We start from the raw sequence: 19,749 nt of genomic DNA, 5'->3' as shown, positions 1-19,749 counted from the left end.
ACAGACTGAGGTCATCGGGGCCTTCGCAAGAGTCGGGGCCTGCACGGGCGCGGTCGCCGGGCGGGGTGAAAAGGCAGGAACATTGACCTCAACGAAGCTTGAGGTTCTACGTTCTCTCCCATGAGCATGGAGACCACCGCCTGGACGCAGCTGCACAGCGTGATGAACGCGCAGGCAGACCGCCGTCCCCTCGCCCGCGCCACGCTGCGCCGCATCGCCGCCTTCGCCCGCCCGCACCGCGCGGGCATCGTCCGGTTCGTCCTGCTCGGGGTGGTGACGGCACTCCTCGCCGTGGCCACTCCCGTGCTCGCCGGCCGCGTCGTCGACGCGATCGTGGCGGGGCACGACTCCGGCAGGGTGATCCGGCTCTCCCTGCTCATCGCCCTCGTCGCGCTGGCCGAGGCAGGGCTCGGCATCCTCGGCCGGCGGCTGTCGGCGACGCTCGGGGAGGGACTCATCCTCGACCTCAGAACGGCTGTGTTCGATCATGTGCAGCGCATGCCCGTCGCGTTCTTCACACGGACTCGTACGGGAGCGCTGGTCAGCCGTCTCAACAACGACGTGATCGGTGCCCAGCGCGCCTTCGCCAACACCCTGTCCGGCGTGGTGAGCAACCTGGTCACGCTGCTGCTCACGCTCGCCGTGATGCTCACCCTGTCCTGGCAGATCACCCTGCTCGCGCTCGTCCTGCTGCCGGTGTTCGTGCTGCCCGCGCGCCGCATGGGCAGCAGGATGGCCCGGATGCAGCGGGAGGCGGCGGCGCTGAACGCGGCCATGGGCACCCGGATGACCGAGCGCTTCTCCGCTCCCGGCGCCACCCTGGTCAAGCTGTTCGGCCGCCCCGAGGAGGAGTCGGCCGAGTTCGCGGCCCGCGCCGCCCGGGTCCGGGACATCGGCGTCCGCACGGCCACCGCCCAGTCCGTCTTCATCACCTCCCTCACCCTCGTCTCCGCCCTCGCCCTGGCCCTCGTCTACGGCCTCGGCGGCTGGTTCGCGCTGCACGGCACCCTCCAGCCGGGCGCCGTCGTCTCCCTCGCCCTGCTGCTGACCCGCCTGTACGCCCCGCTGACCGCGCTCGCCGGGGCCCGGGTCGAGGTGATGAGCGCCCTGGTCAGCTTCGAGCGGGTCTTCGAGGTGCTGGACCTGAAGCCGCTGATCGAGGAGAAGCCGGACGCGGTCCCGGCGCCCGAGGGCCCGGTCGCCGTCGAGTTCGACGACGTCCGCTTCGGCTACCCCGCCGCCGACCAGGTCTCGCTGGCCTCTCTGGAGGAGGTCGCCGCGCTCGACACCCGGGGCGGCACCGAGGTCCTGCACGGCATCTCCTTCCGCGCCGAACCCGGCCAGACCGTCGCCCTCGTGGGCTCCTCCGGCGCCGGCAAGTCCACCATCGCCCAGCTGCTGCCGCGCCTGTACGACGTCGATTCCGGCGCCGTCCGGATCGGCGGCGTCGACGTCCGGGACCTGACCGCCGCCTCGCTGCGCGGCACCCTCGGCATGGTCACCCAGGACGGTCACCTCTTCCACGACAGCGTCCGCGCCAACCTGCTGCTGGCCCGGCCCGACGCGTCGGACGCCGAGCTGTGGGACGCCCTGGAACGTGCTCGCCTCGCCGAGGTCGTACGGTCCCTGCCCGACGGCCTGGACACGGTCGTCGGCGAGCGCGGCTACCGGCTCTCCGGCGGAGAGCGCCAGCGCATGACCATCGCCCGGCTGCTGCTGGCCCGGCAGCGCGTGGTCATCCTGGACGAGGCCACCGCTCACCTGGACAACACCTCCGAGGCGGCCGTGCAGGAGGCCCTCACCGAGGCCCTGGAGGGGCGCACCGCCGTGGTGATCGCCCACCGCCTGTCCACCGTGCGGGCCGCCGACCAGATCCTGGTGGTGGAGGCCGGCCGGATCGCGGAACGCGGCACGCACGAGGAGCTGCTGGCGGCGGACGGACGCTACGCCGAGCTGTACCGGACGCAGTTCGCCCAGCGCGAGCCGGCCGAGCCGGCGGGGGAGGCGGCGGTGATCTGAGCCCCGGACGTCCGGATCACCCCTCCCGACGTGTGAGCACCGCGGGTCTGGATACGCGGTGGTACGGCACCACGCCTGACGGGACGGGGAATCCATGCCATGACCAGCGAACACCAGTCCGGCCACCGCTCCCAGCACTCCGAGGTCACCCTCAGGGTCAACGGGAAACCGCACACCCTGCTCGTCGACCACCGGCGCGTCCTGCTGGACCTGCTGCGCGAGGACCTCGGTCTCACCGGGTCCAAGAAGGGCTGCGACCACGGCCAGTGCGGCGCCTGCACCGTGCTGGTCGACGGCCGCCGGCTCAACAGCTGTCTGCTGCTCGCCGTCACCCTCGACGGCAGTGAGATCACCACCGTCGAGGGCCTCGGCGGCGACGGCGAGGCGCCGCACCCGCTGCAACGGGCCTTCCTGGACCGCGACGCCTTCCAGTGCGGCTACTGCACCCCGGGACAGCTCTGCTCCGCCGTGGGCATGATCGCCGAGGCCCGGGCCGGCCACCCCTCCCACGTCACCGACCCCACGGCCCCCTCCGACCGGCCCGTCCCGCTGGACCGGTCCGAGATCCGGGAGCGCATGAGCGGCAACCTGTGCCGGTGCGGCGCCTATCCGCGCATCGTGGAGGCGGTGGAGGACGTGATCCCGTGAACGGCTTCGGATACCTCAGGCCCGCCACCGTCCAGGAGGCCGTCGAGGCCTGCGCCACCCACCCCGGCGCCCGCTTCCTGGCCGGCGGCACCAACCTGGTCGACCTGATGAAACTCGGCGTGGAACGCCCCGCCGTCCTCATCGACGTGAACCGGCTGCCGCTGGACACCGTCGAGGAACTGCCCGACGGGGCGCTGCGCGTCGGTGCCACCGTCCGCAACAGCGACCTCGCCGCCGACCCCCGGGTCCGCGACCGCTACCCGGTGCTGTCCCAGGCCCTCCTGGCCGGCGCCTCCGGGCAACTGCGCAACGCCGCCACCACCGGCGGCAACCTGCTCCAGCGCACCCGCTGCCCCTACTTCCAGGACCTGGACAAGCCCTGCAACAAGCGCGAGCCGGGCAGCGGCTGCGGCGCCCGGGACGGCGTCCACCGCGACCACGCCGTGCTCGGCCACTCCGCGCACTGCATCGCCACCCACCCCTCCGACCTGGCCGTCGCCCTCGCCGCCCTGGACGCCCAGGTCGAGCTGTACGGCACCGAGGGCCCCCGCACCGTCCCGGTGGCCGACTTCCACCGGCTGCCCGGCGACCACCCCGAGCGGGACACCGAGATCCGCCCCGGCGAGCTGATCACCGGCGTGCTGCTCCCGGCCGCCCCCGCCGGTGCCCCCTCCGCGTACCGCAAGGCCCGGGACCGGGCGTCGTACGCCTTCGCGCTCGCCTCCGTCGCCGTCGTGCTGCGGGTGACGGACGGGACCGTCGAGCACGTCGGACTCGCCTTCGGCGGCCTCGCCCACCGGCCCTGGAAGGCCCGCCACGCCGAACGGGCCCTGCACGGCGCCCCCGCCACCCCGGCCGCCTTCGAGGGAGCCGTCGACCTGGAACTCGACCACGCCCAGCCCCTGCGCGACAACGCCTACAAGGTGCCCCTGGCCCACAATCTCGCCCTGGACGTCCTCAACCGCCTCGCCCCCACGCCCGCCGGCGTCTGAGCCGGCCGGCCCACCCCGGGAGGAATCCATGACCGGAACTGCCCTGGGCGCCCCCGCCGAGCGCCGGGAAGGACGGCAGAAGGTCACCGGCACCGCCCGCTACGCCGCCGAGTACCCGCAGCCCGGCCGCGCCTACGGCTGGCCGGTGCCCGCCGCGGTCGCCCGGGGCCGGGTCACCGCCGTGGACCCCTCCACCGCCCTCGCGCTGCCCGGCGTCCTCGCCGTCCTCACCCCCGGCGACGCGGCCCGCCTCGCCGAGCCGGAGGACGCCACCCTCGCCGTACTGCGGGGGCCGGACGTGCCGCACCGGGGCTGGTGCGTGGCCCTGGCCGTCGCCGACACCCTGGAGACGGCCCGCGCCGCCGCCCGGGCGGTCCGCGTCACCTACACCACCGAACCCCACGACGCCGTCCTGGACCCCGATCACCCGGACGCCTTCGAGCCGGAGGAGGCCAACGCCGGCTATCCCGGCCGGGTCGAGCAGGGCGACCCGGAGGCCGCCTTCGCCGCCGCCGAGGTCCGGGTCGACGCCGTCTACCGGGTGCCCCCGCTGCACAACCACCCCATGGAGCCGCACACCAGCACGGCCCACTGGGACGGGGACCGGCTCACCGTCCACACCTCCAGCCAGGGCGGTACGACCGTCCGCTCCGTCCTCGCCGCGATGTTCGAGCTGCCCGAAGAGCAGATCACCGTCGTCACCGAGCACGTCGGCGGCGGCTTCGGCTCCAAGGGCACGCCCCGCCCCGACGTCGTGCTCGCCGTGCTGGCGGCGCGCCGCACCGGCCGCCCGGTCACCATCGCCTGGCCCCGCCGCTATCTGCCCGTCACCGTCGGCCACCGCGCGCCCACCCTCCAGCGGCTGCGGCTCGGCGCGGACCGCACCGGCCGGCTCACCGCCCTGCTGCACGAGGCGACCACCCACACCTCCCGGGTCAAGGAGTTCGTGGAGCAGGCCGCGGTGCCGGCCCGCGTCATGTACGCCACCGAGAACCTGCTCAGCGCCCACCGGGTCGTCCCCCTGGACGTGCCCACACCGTCCTGGATGCGCGCCCCCGGCGAGGCCCCCGGCATGTACGCCCTGGAGTCGGCGATGGACGAACTCGCCGACGCGCTCGGCATGGACCCGGTGGAGCTGCGGGTCGCCAACGAACCGGACCGGGAGCCCGGCAGCGGCCGGCCGTTCAGCAGCCGGCACCTGGTGGAGTGCCTGCGCGAGGGAGCCCGCCGCTTCGGCTGGGCCGACCGCGACCCGCGCCCCGGCACCCGCCGCGAGGGCCCGCTGCTGATCGGCACCGGGGTGGCCGCGGCCACCTACCCGGCCTCGGCCGTCCCGGCCACCGCCACCGCCGAGGCCCGCCCCGACGGCAGCTTCGTCGTACGCACCAACGCCACCGACATCGGAACCGGCGCCCGGACCGTGCTCGCCCAGATCGCCGCCGACGCCCTCGGGGTGCCCCTCGACCGGGTGAGCATCGAGATCGGGAACAGCGACCTGCCCTCGGCGTGGCTGGCCGGCGGCTCCATGGGCACCGCGTCCTGGGGCTGGGCGGTGCACCAGGCCTGCACCGACCTCGCGGCCCGGCTCACCGGGCCGCCGCCGCCCGAGGGAGTCACCGCCCGCGCCGACACCAACGGCATCGCCGACGCGGACACTCCCTACGCCCGGCACGCCTTCGGCGCGCACTTCGCCGAGGTCGCCGTCGACACGGTGACGGGCGAGATCCGGGTGCGGCGGCTGCTCGGCGTCTTCGCCGCCGGCCGGATCCTCAACGCCCGTACCGCCCGCTCCCAGTTCGTCGGCGGCATGATCATGGGTCTGGGCATGGCCCTCACCGAACACAGCACCATGGACCGGGCGTTCGGCGACTTCCCGGAGGCCGACCTCGCCTCCTACCATGTGCCCGCCCACGCGGACGTGCCCGACGTCGAGGCCTACTGGGTGGACGAGGACGACCCCCATCTCAACCCCATGGGCAGCAAGGGCATCGGCGAGATCGGCATCGTCGGCACCGCCGCCGCCCTCGGCAACGCCGTGCACCACGCCACCGGCATCCGGTTCCGCGACCTGCCCCTGACCCCGGACCGGATCCTCACGGCGCTGCTGTCCGAGGGGTGAGGGTCGGCAGGTCACGCCGGGGGAGCGCTCGGCCTCGCCGGGCTCTCGGTCCTTCCAGGCGTCACGCCGGGCCGGGCGGCAGGTGCACCGTCATGATCAGGTGGCAGGGCCCGGTGCCCGCGCCATGGTAGGTGTGGGCGGTGTCGCCGTCGCCGTCAGCCTGCACGCCCTCGCCTGACCCGGGAGAAACCCGCGCATGGTCATCCAGCCCTGGGGCGCCGCCCTGGACGACGCCGAGTGGCAGACCCGGATCGCCGACGGCCACGACGTCGGCATCCTCAGCGCCAACGGCCTGCCGGGCCGGGCGCCGGCGCCCCGCCCAGGGCCCTGCGCCCTCCCTCCCCGCCCGCCCCTTCCCGGAACGGACCCCCTGTGACCACCTTCCGCATCAGCCCCGCCGTCGTGGACGCCTTCCCCGACACCCTGATCGCCGTCGTCACCGCCGTCGGCCTGCGCGGCCACGAGTCCTGGCCCGCCACCACCGCCGCCCTCCAGGAGCTGGAACAGCAGCTCGCCGCCGGCGCCTGGCAGCCCGCCGACGAGAGCGACCCGCGCATCGAGGCCTGGCACACCGCCTACCGCTCCTTCGGCACCAACCCCCGCCGCATCCGCCCCAGCGTCGACGCCCTCGGCCGCCGCCTGGCCAAGAGGGGCACCCTGCCCCGCATCAACCCGGCCGTCGACTCCTACAACGCCGTCTCCGTCCGCCACGGTCTGCCCGCCGGCGCCTTCGACCTGGACCAGGTCACCGGCGCCGTCGAGATCCGCCCCGCCGACGGCACCGAGACCTTCACCCCGCTCGGCGAACCCGACACGGTCGAGACCCCCAAGCCGGGCGAGATCATCTACATCGACACCACCGACGTGCTCACCCGGCACTGGAACCACCGCGACGCCCACCGCACCCGCGTCACCGAAGACTCCACCCGGGTCGCCTTCGTCCTGGAGACCGTCGCCGCCGCCCGCGACGGGCACCTGCTCAAGACCGCGGCGGACGACCTCCTGACCCTGCTCCAGCCGCACTGCGAGACGAGTACCGTGCACTACCTCGGCCCGGCACAGCCCACCGCCACCGTCTGACCCCGCGCCACTGCGGCCCCCGGCCACGCGCAGACGGCCTCGACGGCGGCGGCCGGGGGCGGCACCATGCACACGGTCGACGGGGAAGGGAGTTGCCGGTATGAGCGCGACCGGCCGGTGGGGGCAGGTGCAGCCGCAGGGTGATCGGCTGCGGGTGCTCGCGGTGGACGACGAGGAACCCGCGCTCGAGGAACTGCTGTATCTGCTGGGCGAGGACCCCCGGGTCGGCGGTGTCGTGCCCGCCTCCTCGGCGACCGAGGCGCTGCGCCGGCTGAGCCGGGCCGTGGAGGCGGGCCCGGACGGCGCCGAACGCGTCGACGTCGTCTTCCTCGACATCGACATGCCCGGCCTCAACGGACTCGAACTGGCCGCGCTGCTCGGCGGGTTCGCGGACCCGCCGCTGATCGTCTTCGTCACCGCCCACGAGGACTTCGCCGTCCGCGCCTTCGACCTGAAGGCCGTCGACTACCTGCTCAAGCCCCTGCGCAAGGAGCGCTTCGCCGAGGCCGTACGGCGGGTCGCCGAGCTGACCCGGACCGGCCCCGCTCCCGCTCCCGGACCCGGCCGCGGCGACCACGTCCCCGTCGAACTCGGCGGCGTCACCCGGTTCGTGCCCATCGCGGACATCGCCTACGTCGAGGCGCAGGGCGACTACGCGCGGCTGCACACCGGTGACGGCAGCCATCTGGTGCGCGTCCCGCTGTCCGTGCTGGAGGAGCAGTGGCGCCCGCACGGGTTCGTACGGATCCACCGCAGCCGCCTCGTCGCCCTCGGCCGGATCGAGGAACTCCGGCTGGACGGCGGCAACGTGACCGTCCGGATCGGCGACCGGGTGCTCGCCGTCAGCCGCCGCAACGCCCGCGAACTGCGGGACCTGCTGGCCAGCCACGCGGCGGGCCGGGCCCGCCGCGCGGACGGCACGGCGTCGAGGTGACGGACGTGTAGCGATTCTCGTACGGCGGCTGTGCCGGCGGTGGCGCTCTGCGTACACTCGCCGCACACAAGGTGATCACCGCGGCGTCGGGGAGAGCGTGATGGGTGCGGAGTCCGTCCCTCGCAGAGAGGTGGTCACCGGACGGCCGCACACACTGCACACACCGCACCCACCGGACGGCGTGCCGGGGGCGCCGCACCCCGCAGCCCCCGCGTCCCGGCCCGGCGTGGACGACCTGATGAGACGTCAACTCCGGGCGGCGATCGCCGTGTCGGCCGCACTGGCCGTCCTGCTCGGCCTGCTCCCGGTTCTGCTGCGGCTGCTGCCGGCCGCCGCCGACGCCTCCCCCCGGGTCCCGCTCGCCGTCTGGCTGCTGCTGGGCGTCGCCCCCTACCCGGCCCTGCTGGCCATCGGCGCCTGGTACGTGCGCCGGGCCGAACGCAACGAGACCGGTTCCGCCGCCCCGGCGGAGCGCCCCTGACCATGCGCCGCGCACCCGCCGGGACCCGCCCTTGAACCAGACGTACGGCATCGCGGGCGTCACGGCCGTGGTCCTCGCCACGGTTCTCGTCGGCGCGCTCGGCCTGCGGATCTCCCGCACCACCTCCGACTTCTACGTCGCCTCGCGCACCGTCGCGCCCCGGCTCAACGCCTGTGCGGTCAGCGGCGAGTACCTGTCCGCCGCCTCCTTCCTCGGCGTCGCCGGGCTCGTCCTCGCGCAGGGCGTCGACATGCTGTGGTTCCCCATCGGCTACACTGCCGGATTCCTGGTCCTGCTCGCCTTCGTCGCCGCCCCGCTGCGCCGCTCCGGCGCCTACACCCTGCCCGACTTCGCCGAGGCCCGGCTGGAGTCCCGGGCCGTCCGCCGGGTCGCCGGTGTGCTCGTCGTCGGCGTCGGCTGGCTCTATCTGCTGCCCCAGCTGAGCGGCGCCGGACTGACCCTGCGGCTGCTCACCGGTCTGCCCGGCTGGCTCGGCGGGCTGGTCGTCGCGGGCGTGGTCACCGTGGCCGTGGCCGCCGGCGGCATGCGCAGCATCACCTTCGTCCAGGCCTTCCAGTACTGGCTGAAACTCACCGCTCTGCTGGTGCCCATAGCGTTCCTGCTGCTCGCCTGGCGCGCCGACCGGACCCCGGCCCCCTCCTGGGACGAACGGCCGCTGTTCCACCGCTCCACCGAGGTGCGCGTCGACCGGCCGCTCACCCTGACCGTGCGCCGGCCGGTCCGGGTGACCGCCTCCGGAACCGTCGACGGCCGGGCCCTGCACGGCGGTTCCCTCACCCTGCCCGCGGGCCGCCACCGCATCGGCACCGGCACCGCCCTGCGCTTCCCGGCCGGAGCCGAGGTCCCCCTGCCGGACCGCCCGCCCCACGACACCGCGCCCACCAGCTGGAGCAACCCTCTTTCGGCGGACCGCGCGCAGCACAGCCTCTACGCCACCTACGGGCTGATTCTCGCCACCTTCCTCGGCACCATGGGCCTGCCGCATGTCGTCGTCCGCTTCTACACCAACCCCGACGGCCGCGCCGCCCGCCGCACCACCGTGATCGTGCTGGCGCTGCTGGGCGCGTTCTATGTGCTGGTCCCGCTGTACGGCCTGCTGGGCCGCCTGTACGCCCCCGACCTGCTCCTCACGGGCGACACCGACGCGGCCGTCCTGGTTCTGCCCGGGCGTCTGGTCGGCGGGGCCGCGGGCGATCTGCTGGGCGCGCTGGTGGCCGGCGGGGCGTGCGCGGCGTTCCTGTCCACCGCAGCCGGGCTCACCATGTCCGTGGCCGGGGTGCTCGCCCAGGACGTGCTGCCCAGCCTGGGCATCCGGCACGTGCGGCACTTCCGGCTCGCCACCGTGCCCGCGATCGCGGTGCCCACCGTCGCGGGCGCGCTGGTCGGCGATCTGCCCGTGGCCGACGCGGTCGGGATGGCGTTCGCCGTCTCGGCGTCCTCGTTCTGCCCGTTGCTCGTCCTCGGTATCTGGTGGCGCGGCCTCACTCCGGCGGGTGCCATCGCCGGGCTCCTGCTGGGCGGCGGCTCGGCGCTCACCGCGGTGACGGCCACCATCGCCGGCGTCGCCCGGTCGGGCTGGCTGCACACGCTGCTGGCCTGGCCCGCGGTGTGGTCGGTCCCGGTCGGCTTCACGGCCATGATCGTGACGTCCCTGGCCACCCGGCGCCGCGTTCCGCCCGGCACCGCTGCCACCATGGCCCGCCTGCACCAGCCCGAGCCCCTCCCCTGAGAAGGAGCACCCGCATGCCCACCGCCGCCCCTCCGCCACGGCATCTGCCGGTGCCGGCCGACGCAGCGCAGCGGGGCACACCCGTGCCGGCCCCGCGGCGCGGGTGCGGGGGTTCCGGGTGAGCGTGTCGCCGATGACCGTGCTCGTCACCGCGGGGCTGGTGCTGGCGGGGCTGGCCCTGTTCGTGCTGGGGGCCGCGCTCGGCCACGCTGCCGCCCGGCGGCAGTCGGAGCACACGGCCGGTGCCGACGGGCTGCGTGCCGTCGCGCACGCCCTGCACGGCGCCGCGCTCGCCGCCGCTCCGCTGCGGGCCGGTCTGACCGAGGAGACGGCGCGCAGGGCGGCCCGCCGGCTCCGCCCGCTGCTGGGAGTGCCCGCCCTCGCACTGACCGACGGATCCGCGGTGCTCGCCTGGGACGGCGCCGCCGAACACCACCGCGATCAGCTCACGGCGCAGCTCGCCCACGGCCTTCGCCCCCGGGGCTTCACGCTGTCCTGCGCCACCGAGGAGTGCGCCGTCCGCTGGGGCGCCCTGGTCCCGCTCACGGCCGACGGCGAAACCGCGGGCGCGCTCGCCGTGTTCACCGGCAGCGAGTCCGCCGCCGCCCTCCGGGCCGCCGAGGAGGTCGCCGGACGGCTCGCCGTGGAGCTGGACCTCGCCGGTCTGGACCGGGCCCGGTCCAGCGCCCACGAGGCGGAGGTACGGGCTCTGCGCGCGCAGATCTCCCCGCACTTCATCTACAACTCCCTCGCGAGCATCGCCTCCTTCGTCCGCACCGACCCCGAGCGCGCCCGTGAACTCCTCCAGGAGTTCGCCGACTTCACCCGCTACTCCTTCCGTCGCAACGGCGACTTCACCACCCTCGCCGAGGAGTTGCGCTCCATCGAGCAGTACCTGGAACTCGCCCGCGCCCGCTTCGGCCGCCGCCTGCGGGTCACCCTGCGCATCGCGCCCGAGGTACTGCCCGTGACCCTGCCCTTCCTGTGTCTCCAGCCCCTGGTGGAGAACGCCCTCAAACACGGCCTGGAGGAGTCCGTCGAGCGCAGCAGCATCACGATCGCCGCCGAGGACGAGGGCACCGAGGCCCGCGTCGTCATCGAGGACAACGGCGTCGGCATGGAACCGGAACGCCTGCGCGCCGTCCTGGCGGGCACCGCCGGCCCGGCGACCGGCATCGGCCTGCGGAACGTGGACCGCCGGCTGCGCCAGGTGTACGGCGACGACCACGGCCTGGTCATCGAGACGGGCGTCGGCGCCGGCACCAAGATCACGGTCCGGGTCCCCAAGTTCCGCCCCGGGATCCAGGCACCGCCGCCCTGACCGGCCCGGGGCCGCGCAGGTCCGGGCTCGTATCCGCGGCCGAAGGTGTGTAGGTTCGCTCGCGAGACGTCCGCGCGCGGGCCGTCTCGGCTGTACTGGTGTTGTTGCTGGAGGTGTGTGGGCTGTGCTGATGACCGGCAAGGTGCTGCGTTTCGACGAGGTCCGGGGGTACGGGTTCATCGCCCCGTCGGAGCCGGGCGAGGACGTGTTCATGCACGCGAACGACCTGCTGGACGAGAAGTACCTCTACCGTGAGGGCAGCGAGGTCGAGTTCCATCTGGAGATGGGGGACAAGGGCCCGAAGGCCTCGCAGATCCGGTTGGTGTACCAGCCTTCCTCGAACCGGCTGCCCAACCGTCCCGTCCTGAGCGAGGAGCCGGTCGCCGCCCGTTTCCAGGCGCCCGGGGAGGCCACGAGCGCCGCCCTGTTCCGTACCGAACTGACCGAGGCGCTGGTCGAGTCGGTCGACTCGCTGACCGCCGCGCAGATCCGGCAGATCCGCGGCTGCGTCCTCGAACTGGCACGCGGCAAGGGCTGGCTGAGCGCCTGACCCCGGGCCGCTCCGCGGCTCCGCACGGGTGGCCGGCCGCGTCCTGCGCGGCCGGCCGTGCAGGGGGTCAGAGGGCGGCCGGCTCCGGCTGCCGCGCCGTCAGCCGTCCCCGCCGTGCGAGTACGGCCACGAAGGCGGCGCACACCAGTCCCGTGGCCGTCAGCGCCGTCCAGGTCAGCCGGAGCGCGTCGTGCCGTACGGCGAAGTCCCAGAGGGCGCCGACGCCCAGGTTGCCCGCCGTGATGCCCAGGCCGGAGACCGTGTTGTACAGGCCGTAGTGCGTGGCGACGAGACGGCCGCCGGACAGCGCGACCACGGTCTCCATCTCGAACGGGTAGACCACCGCGGAACCCGCCGCGAGGAGCACCACCGCCGCCACCAGGGCGACGAGCACCGCGAGCGACGAACCGGGCGGGGCGGCGACGAGCGGCAGGAAGGCGAGCCCCAGCGCCGTCAGGCCGCACACCAGCGCCTGCTCGGGCCGCCACCGCCGCTTCGCCCAGCCCGTCAGCCGCAGTTGCCCGGCCACCGCCACACCGGCCGAGACCACGAAGAGCCCGCTGGTGACCGCCGTACCGTCGGAGCCCAGGGCGTCGGCCGCGGCGAGCGGCAGCGCCAGGTACACCTGGAACGTCAGCACATAGGAACCGGTCATCGCGGTGGCGAAGAGCAGGAACGGCCGGTTCGCGACGACGCCGCGCCACTGCGCGGCCACCCCGCCCGCGCCGGAACCGGCCGGGCGGCCGTGCCGGGCGGGCAGGGCGCGCCACTGGAGCAGGGTCAGCCCGGCGAAGACGGCCGCGGCCGTCGTGCACACCAGCCGGAAGTCGGCCGCCAGCAGGGCGAGTCCGACCAGCGGCCCGAGCAGCATGCCGGCCTGGTAGTACACGTTGAACACGGCGAACGCGTCGACGCGCCGCTCGCCCGCCTCCCCGGCCAGATACGCGCGGACGGCCGGGTTGAACAAAGCCCCCGCGAAACCGGTCGCGGCGGAGGCGGCGAGCAGCGCCGGCAGGTCGTCCACCCAGCCGAGCAGGCCGAAACCGACGGTGCGCAGCAGGCAACCGGCCATGATGGGCGCCTTGTAGCCGAGGCGGTCGGCGAGGGTCCCGCCGATCAGGAACATCCCCTGCTGGGAGAAGTTCCGCACCCCCAGCACCAGCCCCACGGCCCAGGCGGCGAGCCCCAGTCCGTGCGAGAGATGCCCGGCCAGGTAGGGCATCAGCATGTAGAAGGCGAGGTTGATGGCGAACTGGTTCACCATCAGCAGCCGGGCCGGCGCCGGGAAGGAGCGGGTCTGCCGCCACAGGCTCCTCATCGGGCGGCCCCCTGCGGCAGCGTCGGGTCGGTGACCCGGGTGCAGCGGGTCCAGCGGGTGACGGCGCGCTCGCCGGGGTGCGCGATCTCGTCCGGGTCGTCGGCGGGCGGCCGGTCCAGCAACTGGTGGGCACGGCAGTAGGCGTCGTCGTAGACGGTTCCCACATACCGCTGGGGCCCGTCCGGGAAGACGGCGACGATACGGTTCCCGGCGGGCAGGGTGCGGGCCAGCCAGCGCGCGACCAGGGCGACGGCGCCGACGCTCCAGCCGCCGGTGGCGTAGTGGTCGCGGGCCAGCCGCCGGGCGGCCCACACCGCGTCGGCGGCGGCGACCCAGTGCACCTCGTCGAAGAGCCGGTGGGCGACGTTGCGCGGGTGGATGCTGCTGCCCAGGCCGCGCATCAGCCGGGGCGCGGCGGGCTGGCCGAAGATCGTCGAGCCGGTCGCGTCGACGCCGACCACGCGCAGCCCCGGGAAGGAGCGGCGCAGCACCGAGGCGACGCCGGCGGAGTGGCCGCCGGTGCCGACGGAGACGACGAGGGTGTCGACACGGTCGAGCTGGGCGGCCAGTTCCCGGGCGAGCGGGGCGTACGCGGCGACGTTGTCGGGGTTGTCGTACTGGTCCGGGTGCCAGGCGTCGGGGTGCCGGGCGAGGAGCTGTCCGACGCGCCGGCGCCGGGCCTGCTGCCAGCCGCCGACCGGGTGCGCCTCGGTGACGACGTCGACCTCCGCGCCGTACGCCGTGAGCAGCCCGGTCAGCAGGGGCTCCATACCGGGGTCGGTGACCACGGTCACCGGGTGGCCGAACGTGGCTCCGGCCAGCGCCAGACCGAGGCCGAGGGTGCCCGAGCTGGACTCCACGATCCGGGCGCCGGGCCGCAACTGCCCGCGCTCCCGGGCCGCGCGCACCATGTGCAGGGCGGCGCGGTCCTTGATACCGCCGGGATTGTGTCCCTCCAGCTTGGCCCAGAAGCCGCGGCCGGCGGCGGTGAAGGGCTCTCCGATCCACAGGACCGGGGTGTCGCCGACGAGCCCGGCCGGCGTGCGCAGGGGGTGCCTGGTGGGGGTGGGCAGGGGTGTGTGGTTCATGGCGTGCTGCTCCTGCGGCCGCTCGGCGGACGGCTGAGGGCCGTGAGGTGGGGGGCGAGATGAACGGAGACGGCGGCCGCGCCCCGGCGGGTCCCGAGGGACGGTCGGGGGCACGGCCGGGGCCGCTCAGGTCCGCCACACCCCGAGCCGGGCCGGTGACGGCCCGGTCGACCGGCTCTCCGCCCGCCTGCCCGGTGTCCCGCCGGGCCTGGACGAGGCCGCCGCGGGGACGTGCGCCGGTCCGGCCACGGCGGTCGCCTCGTGCCCGGCCGGCACCGGCCCTGCGGTGCCGCGGGGCGTCTGGAGCGTCGGCTCGTCGCCGTGGCAGCAGTGCGGGTCGGGGACGGAACCGGGCTCGCCGGAAGCGGCCGCGGCCGCGACGGGCGCGCCGGCCCGGGGCGGTGACACGGAATCGTGTCCGCACACCGCGAGATGCACGAGGACGGCCAGGAGCAGCACGACCGCCGCGCCGGCACGCAGCACGGCGCGGCGGGTGCGCGAGGCGGGGCCACTCCTCATGGCCGCCTAGAGTAACCGATCAATTGCACAGAGTTGCGACATCGGGTCTCCGGGTTTCAGCTGCGCTGACGGAACTCCACCTCCGCGACCGCGACATGACGGCCGGACGTCAGTCCCGTGACCGACCGCAGCACCAGCCGCACCCTGACGACGTCGCTCACCCCGGTGGGGAAGGTCTGGGGCCCCGGTGTGTCGCTGAGCGAGAGCGTGCTGCGGTGCACCGTGCCGTCCGCCGAGGTGACCTCCGCATCCATCCGGAGCGCCCGGGCCTCGCGGGCGTACTCCTCCGGCGGCGTGGCCGCGCCGTTCGTGATGATGAGGTCGACCAGCCGGAACGGCTTGTCGAAGGTGTACGTCACCGAGGCGCCCGCTCCCGGCGCCCCCCAGTAGCGGTTGCTGAGACCGTCCGTCGTGTCCGCCGCCGGATGCCCGGGCACCTGGGCGCTCGCCGAGACATGCGCCGGGGTGACGGCCTTGGCGTTGCCGAGTTTGTCGCGGGTGTCCTCGAACAGGGCGCGCCCGGCGGGCAGCAGCAGGAAACCGGCCACACACAGACCCACCACCACGGCGAGGATCACCAGCAGCCGTACCGCCCGGCCGGACCCGGCCCGCACCCGGCGGCGCAACGGCCAGATGGTGCGCCACCAGGGCAGCGGGGCGGCGGCTTCCGTCGGGCGCAGGGGGGCGGCGCAGCGGCGGCAGAACCGGCGGTCGGGCGGGTTCGGCGTGCCGCACACCCGGCAGGGCGGCCCGGTGACCTCCTCGGGTGCGGGTGCGGCGGGGCGTACGACAGGACGCGGCGCGACCGGCTTCGCGGGCTGCACGGGCAACACCGCCCCGTCGTGCGGCCCGCTCTGCTCGATGGACGCGGGAGCACGGGGGCCGGGGAAGGCGAGGCTGGGGGGTGTGGGGGGTGCGGGGGTGGAGGGTTGGGTGCGTGAGGGGCCGAGTGTGGGGCGGCTCGGTGCCGGGTTGTCGGTGGGCGTGGCACCGGTCGAGGGTGACGCCGTTCCTGATGCAGCCGGGCGGTCCGTTCGGGTCGTATCGGGGCGGTCGCTGGCGGTGCCGCCCGCAGGGACGGCCGGGCTCGACGCCGAAGCGGAACCGGAATCCCGGGCTGCCCCAGCCGCCGGAGGCCCGGCGTTCGGCGCCGGGCTCGTGCGGCGCGCGTTCTGTGGCTCCCGTCGGGCACGGTTCGTCAGCCGGTCCCGCAGGGACGGGGAATGGTCGGGGCCGGTCGGGGACCCGGCGGACCCGCCGTCCGACGCGGACGCCGACGAGGGGGCATCGGCCGACGGGCCGTCCTGCGGCCGGCGGTCCGGCGACGGGGCGTCAGCCGAGGGCGCACCGGTCGATGAGGTGTCATCCGACGCCAAGCCATCCGACGGCAGGTCGGCCGGCCGCGCGTCGGCCGCTCGGCTGCCCGTCGGCCGGTCCGGCTGCGGAGCCGGGGGATCCGGCTGCGGAGCGGGGGGATCCGCAGCCGGGGCCTGCGCGGGCGGGGTACGCCCTTCGGACCAGCCCAGGTAGGAGCCGCAGTTGCGGCAGAAGTCGTCCCCGGGATCGTTGGACGCCCCGCACGAGGGACAGCTGCGCACGACGTCACCTCCCTCCGTCGTCGACGGGCGGGCCGGGCAGGACCTCCACCCGGCACGAGACATGCACCGGACACAGGGCCCGGACCACCTCGCGGACCCGGGCCTCGTCCACCTCGGGGTCCCGGCCCGGCCAGACCCGGACCACCACCTCACCGGACGGCTCCGGCGGCAGCTCGGCGCCCGCGGTACGGGACCAGACCGCCCCGCCGTCACCGGTGACCTCGGCGTGCACGCCGAGGGTGAGCCACAGCCGGTCGGCCAGGCCGCGCCGGGTGCCGCGCCGGCGGTGCAGCTCGACCGCCCGGAGCACCGCCTCCCGGCGCAGCGCGGCCGGCCGGTGCGGGTCGTCCTCGGCGCCCACCCACGACGCCAGCCAGGCCACGAAGTCGAGCGGTGCCACCCGCGGGTCCAGGTAGGCGGGCAGGTTGTCGAGGGTCGCGAACACCGGGGCGAGGACGGTGTCCAGGCCCGCGGTGAACCGCTGCGCGAAGTCGTCCTCGGCGTACAGCGCGGGCAGCAGCGCCCCGATCGGGTGCCGGCTCGGCAGGCCCGGAACTCCGGCGCGGCTCATGCCCCGGCCTCCGGCTCGACCGGCTGTACGACGACCTGGTGCTGGTACGAGAACACCAGCGTGCCCGGCCCCACGTCGATGCGGTCCACCGGCGCGCCCCGCCGCCCGGTGATCGGGTCGGCGGGGAACAGCCGGATCTCCTCCACCAGCGCGTTGCCGGTGGCCTGTTGCAGCACGCCGAAGACCTCCCCGTACTGCACCGGCCGCCCGAACGGCCACCCGGTGCCGTCCGGCCCGCCGCGCAGCGGGTTGAGGTGCCGGAACAGCGCGGCGAGGGCGGCCTCGCGCACCCGGTCGGTGTCGCCGGGCGCCGCCGCGAGCCGGGCGACCACGGTGACACCCTGGAAGGCGGGCGGCTCCACCACCAGCCGGGTGCCGATCAGCCGCCGCTCGTCCAGACTCGCGGTGATCGCCTGGAGCACCTGGTCGGAGGGGATCAGCTGCTCGAAGCGCAGCCGGTCGCCGTCGTCGGCCACGGCGTCCGGCACGACGAGCACCCGCACCGCCCCCGCCGCGTCCGCGGCGGGCAGACAGCGCACCCGGCGCACCGAGGGCGCCGCCTGCCGGCTGATGGTCTCGTAGTCCTCGGCCGTGACCGCGCGCTCCTGCATCCGCAGCGCGTCCGGAGCCCGCAGTTTGGCGTTGGCGACGGTCTCCCCGTCCACCCCGCCGCGGGCCGCCTCCCGGTTGCCGACCCGCGCGATGTACGGCACGGAGCTGCGCAGCACCGAGATCGCGCCGCGGGCCACGTTGCCCGCCGGGCCGCCGCCGGTGCGGTAGCGGGCCACCCGGATGTGCGCGCCCTTCTCGGGCACCGCGCCGCACGGGCGCAGCGTGCCGTCGGGTTCGCGCAGCGCCGGTGGGAAAATGAACTCCCCGGTGGTGGCGTCCACTTGGACATGCCGGTCGGTGGGCTCCGAGCGGCCGAAGTGCTCCACGACCTGCCACGGGAGCCAGCCGTCCGCGGAGGAGACCTCCACCACCGGCGGCTCGCCGTCCAGCAGCACCGGGGGGCGGCCGAGCCGGAACGTCTGGCCCGGGACCCCCTCCGAGATGCCGAGCGGGACATCGGTGACGGTCTCGGCGTGCTCGACCGAGGTGGTGCCGCCCACCGTGAACACCGACGCCTCCCGCACCGTCGGGGACTCCGAGTAGAACGGCTGGCCCGGCTCCGGCTCGGTGACCCGGCAGCGCAGCCAGCCCGCCCGGTGCCCGCCGATCACCGACGCGGTGTGCCCGGCCGGCACGAAGACGGTCACCTCGCCGGGCCGGTTCAGCCCGCCGGTGGTGTCCGCACCGGTCTCGCACCGCTGCCAGCGGCCGCCGTCCCACGCCTCCCAGACCAGCGGCGGCTGACGCGGGTCCACGCCGACGCCCTCCACCCGGCTGTCCAGCCGCACCGCCAGCACACAGCGCGGCACCGCCGAGGGCAGCCCGAACAGCAGGGCGTCCCCCGGCTCGGGCGCCGCCTGGAAGCAGGGCACATCGAGGCCCTCGGCGAGCCGGCCGGTCCGGTCGGTCTGCTCACCGGAGCGGGGCGCCGTCACCAGCCGGACCAACTCGCTGGGCACGATGCGCAGTTCCTCGGTGGTCGCGAACACCACGGGCTCCTCCGACTCGCCGTCCGCCGTGGTCACCTCGGTGCCGGCGGGCAGCGTCACCGTGTCCGGCTGCGGTGCCGACAGCCAGAAGTCGACCTCGGCCGAGGCCGCCGCCGGCGGGAACAGCCGGATGCCCAACAGGTCCAGGAACGCGGTGTAGTTCTTGTCCGGCACCCGGTTCAGCCGGTACAGCAACTGGTCCACCAGGTAGGCGAACGTCTCGATCAGGGTGACGCCCGGGTCGGAGACGTTGTGGTCGGTCCACTCCGGGGCGCGCTGCTGCACGTACCGTTTCGCCTCGTCGACGAGTTGCTGGAACCGCCGGTCGTCCAGGTTGGGGGAGGGCAGGGCCATCAGTTCGCGACCGTTTCCTCGGCCCCCTCCTCGGAGGGGATCGTGTAGAAGGGGAAGACCAGGTTGCGCCGGTCGTTGGTGGAGCGCACCGTGTAGTGCACATCGATGTAGAGGGTCCCGGCGTCCACCTCGTCGAAGGCCACCACCACGTCGTCCACCGCGATCCGCGGCTCCCAGCGCTCCAGCGCCTCGCGCACCGCCTGCGCGATCCGCCCCGCGGTGGCGCCGTCGCCGGGCGCGAAGACGAAGTCGTGGATGCCACAGCCGAACTCGGGCCGCATCGGGCGCTCACCGGGTGCCGTGCCCAGCACCAGCCGGATCGCCTCCTCGATCTCCCGTTCCCGTTCCACCATGGCGATGCCGCCGGTCGGCCCGACCCGCAGCGGGAACGCCCAGCCGCGTCCGATGAACCGCTCGCTCATCACACGCCGCCGATCTGCACGTTGAGCGCGCCGATCTGCACCGTCGCGCCGCACGCGGTGGAGTCGCCCGCCCGCGCGGCCGGCAGCCCGCCGATGAGGACCTGGCCCGACAGCAGCGCGGCCGGGGAGGGCAGGATCACATTGGCCGGTCCGAGGGCCGCGTGCGGGGGCATGACACAGGTGTGCAGGCTGCCCACGACGGCGGCGGGACGGCCGCCGATCAGCACGCGCGCCACCGTCGCGGCGGCGCCGGGCGGCGGGGTGGCGATCACACCGCCGTGGCTGGTGGGATCGCCGGTACGGGCTGCGGCGGGCATATCCGGGCTCCTCGTGAAAACGGTACGGTACGGCCCCCAACGGGCCCATACGCTAAGTGAATTGACG

At 74.9% G+C, this 19,749-nt stretch carries 19 protein-coding genes and 2 pseudogenes; 11 read left to right on the top strand and 10 right to left on the bottom strand.

Annotated features, from left to right (window positions below):
* Positions 1-126: 126 nt before the first annotated feature.
* From ACWCV9_RS03735 to ACWCV9_RS03720, 4 genes are all read left to right on the top strand, one after another.
* The gene (locus ACWCV9_RS03735) at positions 127-2,019 is read left to right on the top strand and encodes an ABC transporter ATP-binding protein (RefSeq protein ID WP_450784241.1); all 1,893 of its coding nucleotides are present in this window, start codon (positions 127-129) and stop codon (positions 2,017-2,019) included.
* Between the two features lie 99 nt (positions 2,020-2,118).
* On the top strand, positions 2,119-2,667 hold the full coding sequence (locus tag ACWCV9_RS03730) for a (2Fe-2S)-binding protein (RefSeq protein WP_450784080.1): 549 nt from the start codon (positions 2,119-2,121) through the stop codon (positions 2,665-2,667).
* Positions 2,664-3,659: an FAD binding domain-containing protein gene (locus ACWCV9_RS03725; protein WP_450784079.1), complete on the top strand. Its 996-nt coding sequence runs from the start codon at positions 2,664-2,666 to the stop codon at positions 3,657-3,659. Before ACWCV9_RS03730 ends, ACWCV9_RS03725 begins: the two co-directional genes overlap by 4 nt.
* 28 nt (positions 3,660-3,687) lie before the next feature.
* On the top strand, positions 3,688-5,778 hold the full coding sequence (locus tag ACWCV9_RS03720) for a xanthine dehydrogenase family protein molybdopterin-binding subunit (protein ID WP_450784078.1): 2,091 nt from the start codon (positions 3,688-3,690) through the stop codon (positions 5,776-5,778).
* A 61-nt stretch (positions 5,779-5,839) separates the two neighbouring features.
* Here ACWCV9_RS03720 and ACWCV9_RS03715 read toward each other — a convergent pair.
* Positions 5,840-5,947, bottom strand: a pseudogene (locus tag ACWCV9_RS03715) (XRE family transcriptional regulator); the annotation flags it as partial.
* A gap of 27 nt (positions 5,948-5,974) precedes the next feature.
* Between ACWCV9_RS03715 and ACWCV9_RS03710 the strand changes: the two are divergent.
* From ACWCV9_RS03710 to ACWCV9_RS03680, 7 genes are all read left to right on the top strand, one after another.
* The gene (locus ACWCV9_RS03710) at positions 5,975-6,154 is read left to right on the top strand and encodes a hypothetical protein (protein ID WP_450784246.1); all 180 of its coding nucleotides are present in this window, start codon (positions 5,975-5,977) and stop codon (positions 6,152-6,154) included.
* Entirely contained in the window at positions 6,151-6,858 is a 708-nt protein-coding gene (locus tag ACWCV9_RS03705) for a B3/B4 domain-containing protein (protein WP_450784077.1), read from the top strand. Before ACWCV9_RS03710 ends, ACWCV9_RS03705 begins: the two co-directional genes overlap by 4 nt.
* Before the next feature lie 100 nt (positions 6,859-6,958).
* Positions 6,959-7,792 carry a LytR/AlgR family response regulator transcription factor gene (locus ACWCV9_RS03700; RefSeq protein ID WP_450784076.1) on the top strand — a complete coding sequence of 278 codons (834 nt, stop codon included), beginning with the start codon at positions 6,959-6,961 and terminating at the stop codon, positions 7,790-7,792.
* A 238-nt stretch (positions 7,793-8,030) separates the two neighbouring features.
* A complete protein-coding gene (locus ACWCV9_RS03695) occupies positions 8,031-8,273 on the top strand; it encodes a hypothetical protein (protein WP_450784075.1) in 243 nt (80 codons plus the stop codon).
* Positions 8,274-8,304: 31 nt separating this feature from the next.
* On the top strand, positions 8,305-10,023 hold the full coding sequence (locus ACWCV9_RS03690; RefSeq protein WP_450784074.1) for a sodium/solute symporter: 1,719 nt from the start codon (positions 8,305-8,307) through the stop codon (positions 10,021-10,023).
* A gap of 133 nt (positions 10,024-10,156) precedes the next feature.
* A complete protein-coding gene (locus ACWCV9_RS03685) occupies positions 10,157-11,344 on the top strand; it encodes a sensor histidine kinase (protein ID WP_450784073.1) in 1,188 nt (395 codons plus the stop codon).
* Between the two features lie 124 nt (positions 11,345-11,468).
* Complete coding sequence (locus tag ACWCV9_RS03680) at positions 11,469-11,894, top strand: cold shock domain-containing protein (protein ID WP_450784072.1); 426 nt, start codon at positions 11,469-11,471, stop codon at positions 11,892-11,894.
* Between the two features lie 67 nt (positions 11,895-11,961).
* On the opposite strand, the gene ACWCV9_RS03675 is transcribed toward ACWCV9_RS03680, so the two are convergent.
* The 9 genes and pseudogenes from ACWCV9_RS03675 to ACWCV9_RS03635 all read right to left on the bottom strand — a co-directional run bounded on the left by ACWCV9_RS03675 (position 11,962) and on the right by ACWCV9_RS03635 (position 19,682).
* On the bottom strand, positions 11,962-13,212 hold the full coding sequence (locus tag ACWCV9_RS03675; protein ID WP_450784071.1) for an MFS transporter: 1,251 nt from the start codon (positions 13,210-13,212) through the stop codon (positions 11,962-11,964).
* The gene (locus ACWCV9_RS03670) at positions 13,209-14,300 is read right to left on the bottom strand and encodes a PLP-dependent cysteine synthase family protein (protein WP_450784070.1); all 1,092 of its coding nucleotides are present in this window, start codon (positions 14,298-14,300) and stop codon (positions 13,209-13,211) included. Before ACWCV9_RS03670 ends, ACWCV9_RS03675 begins: the two co-directional genes overlap by 4 nt.
* A gap of 126 nt (positions 14,301-14,426) precedes the next feature.
* A complete protein-coding gene (locus ACWCV9_RS03665) occupies positions 14,427-14,819 on the bottom strand; it encodes a hypothetical protein (RefSeq protein ID WP_450784069.1) in 393 nt (130 codons plus the stop codon).
* Between the two features lie 56 nt (positions 14,820-14,875).
* Positions 14,876-15,643 carry an NADase-type glycan-binding domain-containing protein gene (locus ACWCV9_RS03660; RefSeq protein ID WP_450784240.1) on the bottom strand — a complete coding sequence of 256 codons (768 nt, stop codon included), beginning with the start codon at positions 15,641-15,643 and terminating at the stop codon, positions 14,876-14,878.
* Positions 15,644-16,351: 708 nt separating this feature from the next.
* Positions 16,352-16,480: pseudogene (locus ACWCV9_RS03655) on the bottom strand (DUF7577 domain-containing protein); the annotation flags it as partial.
* On the bottom strand, positions 16,422-16,988 hold the full coding sequence (locus ACWCV9_RS03650; RefSeq protein WP_450784068.1) for a phage tail protein: 567 nt from the start codon (positions 16,986-16,988) through the stop codon (positions 16,422-16,424). The pseudogene ACWCV9_RS03655 and the gene ACWCV9_RS03650, both read right to left, overlap by 59 nt.
* Positions 16,985-18,943: a putative baseplate assembly protein gene (locus tag ACWCV9_RS03645; protein ID WP_450784067.1), complete on the bottom strand. Its 1,959-nt coding sequence runs from the start codon at positions 18,941-18,943 to the stop codon at positions 16,985-16,987. Before ACWCV9_RS03645 ends, ACWCV9_RS03650 begins: the two co-directional genes overlap by 4 nt.
* Entirely contained in the window at positions 18,943-19,365 is a 423-nt protein-coding gene (locus ACWCV9_RS03640) for a GPW/gp25 family protein (protein WP_385846281.1), read from the bottom strand. The genes ACWCV9_RS03645 and ACWCV9_RS03640 overlap by 1 nt, the downstream gene beginning before the upstream one ends.
* Entirely contained in the window at positions 19,365-19,682 is a 318-nt protein-coding gene (locus tag ACWCV9_RS03635; protein WP_450784066.1) for a PAAR domain-containing protein, read from the bottom strand. The genes ACWCV9_RS03640 and ACWCV9_RS03635 overlap by 1 nt, the downstream gene beginning before the upstream one ends.
* Between the last annotated feature and the right edge of the window lie 67 nt (positions 19,683-19,749).

It is taken from the genome of Streptomyces sp. NPDC001606, assembly GCF_053596835.1.
This window is presented reverse-complemented; position numbering and strand designations above follow the sequence as displayed.

What these genes read in the sequence shown, in the direction of transcription:
- ACWCV9_RS03735 (WP_450784241.1), top strand. Translation starts at nt 127, where the DNA reads ATGGAGACCACCGCCTGGACGCAGCTGCACAGCGTGATGAACGCGCAG.
- ACWCV9_RS03730 (WP_450784080.1), top strand. Translation starts at nt 2,119, where the DNA reads ATGACCAGCGAACACCAGTCCGGCCACCGCTCCCAGCACTCCGAGGTC.
- ACWCV9_RS03720 (WP_450784078.1), top strand. Translation starts at nt 3,688, where the DNA reads ATGACCGGAACTGCCCTGGGCGCCCCCGCCGAGCGCCGGGAAGGACGG.
- ACWCV9_RS03710 (WP_450784246.1), top strand. Translation starts at nt 5,975, where the DNA reads ATGGTCATCCAGCCCTGGGGCGCCGCCCTGGACGACGCCGAGTGGCAG.
- ACWCV9_RS03700 (WP_450784076.1), top strand. Translation starts at nt 6,959, where the DNA reads ATGAGCGCGACCGGCCGGTGGGGGCAGGTGCAGCCGCAGGGTGATCGG.
- ACWCV9_RS03695 (WP_450784075.1), top strand. Translation starts at nt 8,031, where the DNA reads ATGAGACGTCAACTCCGGGCGGCGATCGCCGTGTCGGCCGCACTGGCC.
- ACWCV9_RS03685 (WP_450784073.1), top strand. Translation starts at nt 10,157, where the DNA reads ATGACCGTGCTCGTCACCGCGGGGCTGGTGCTGGCGGGGCTGGCCCTG.
- ACWCV9_RS03675 (WP_450784071.1), bottom strand. Translation starts at nt 13,212, where the DNA reads ATGAGGAGCCTGTGGCGGCAGACCCGCTCCTTCCCGGCGCCGGCCCGG.
- ACWCV9_RS03670 (WP_450784070.1), bottom strand. Translation starts at nt 14,300, where the DNA reads ATGAACCACACACCCCTGCCCACCCCCACCAGGCACCCCCTGCGCACG.
- ACWCV9_RS03665 (WP_450784069.1), bottom strand. Translation starts at nt 14,819, where the DNA reads ATGAGGAGTGGCCCCGCCTCGCGCACCCGCCGCGCCGTGCTGCGTGCC.
- ACWCV9_RS03650 (WP_450784068.1), bottom strand. Translation starts at nt 16,988, where the DNA reads ATGAGCCGCGCCGGAGTTCCGGGCCTGCCGAGCCGGCACCCGATCGGG.
- ACWCV9_RS03645 (WP_450784067.1), bottom strand. Translation starts at nt 18,943, where the DNA reads ATGGCCCTGCCCTCCCCCAACCTGGACGACCGGCGGTTCCAGCAACTC.
- ACWCV9_RS03640 (WP_385846281.1), bottom strand. Translation starts at nt 19,365, where the DNA reads ATGAGCGAGCGGTTCATCGGACGCGGCTGGGCGTTCCCGCTGCGGGTC.
- ACWCV9_RS03635 (WP_450784066.1), bottom strand. Translation starts at nt 19,682, where the DNA reads ATGCCCGCCGCAGCCCGTACCGGCGATCCCACCAGCCACGGCGGTGTG.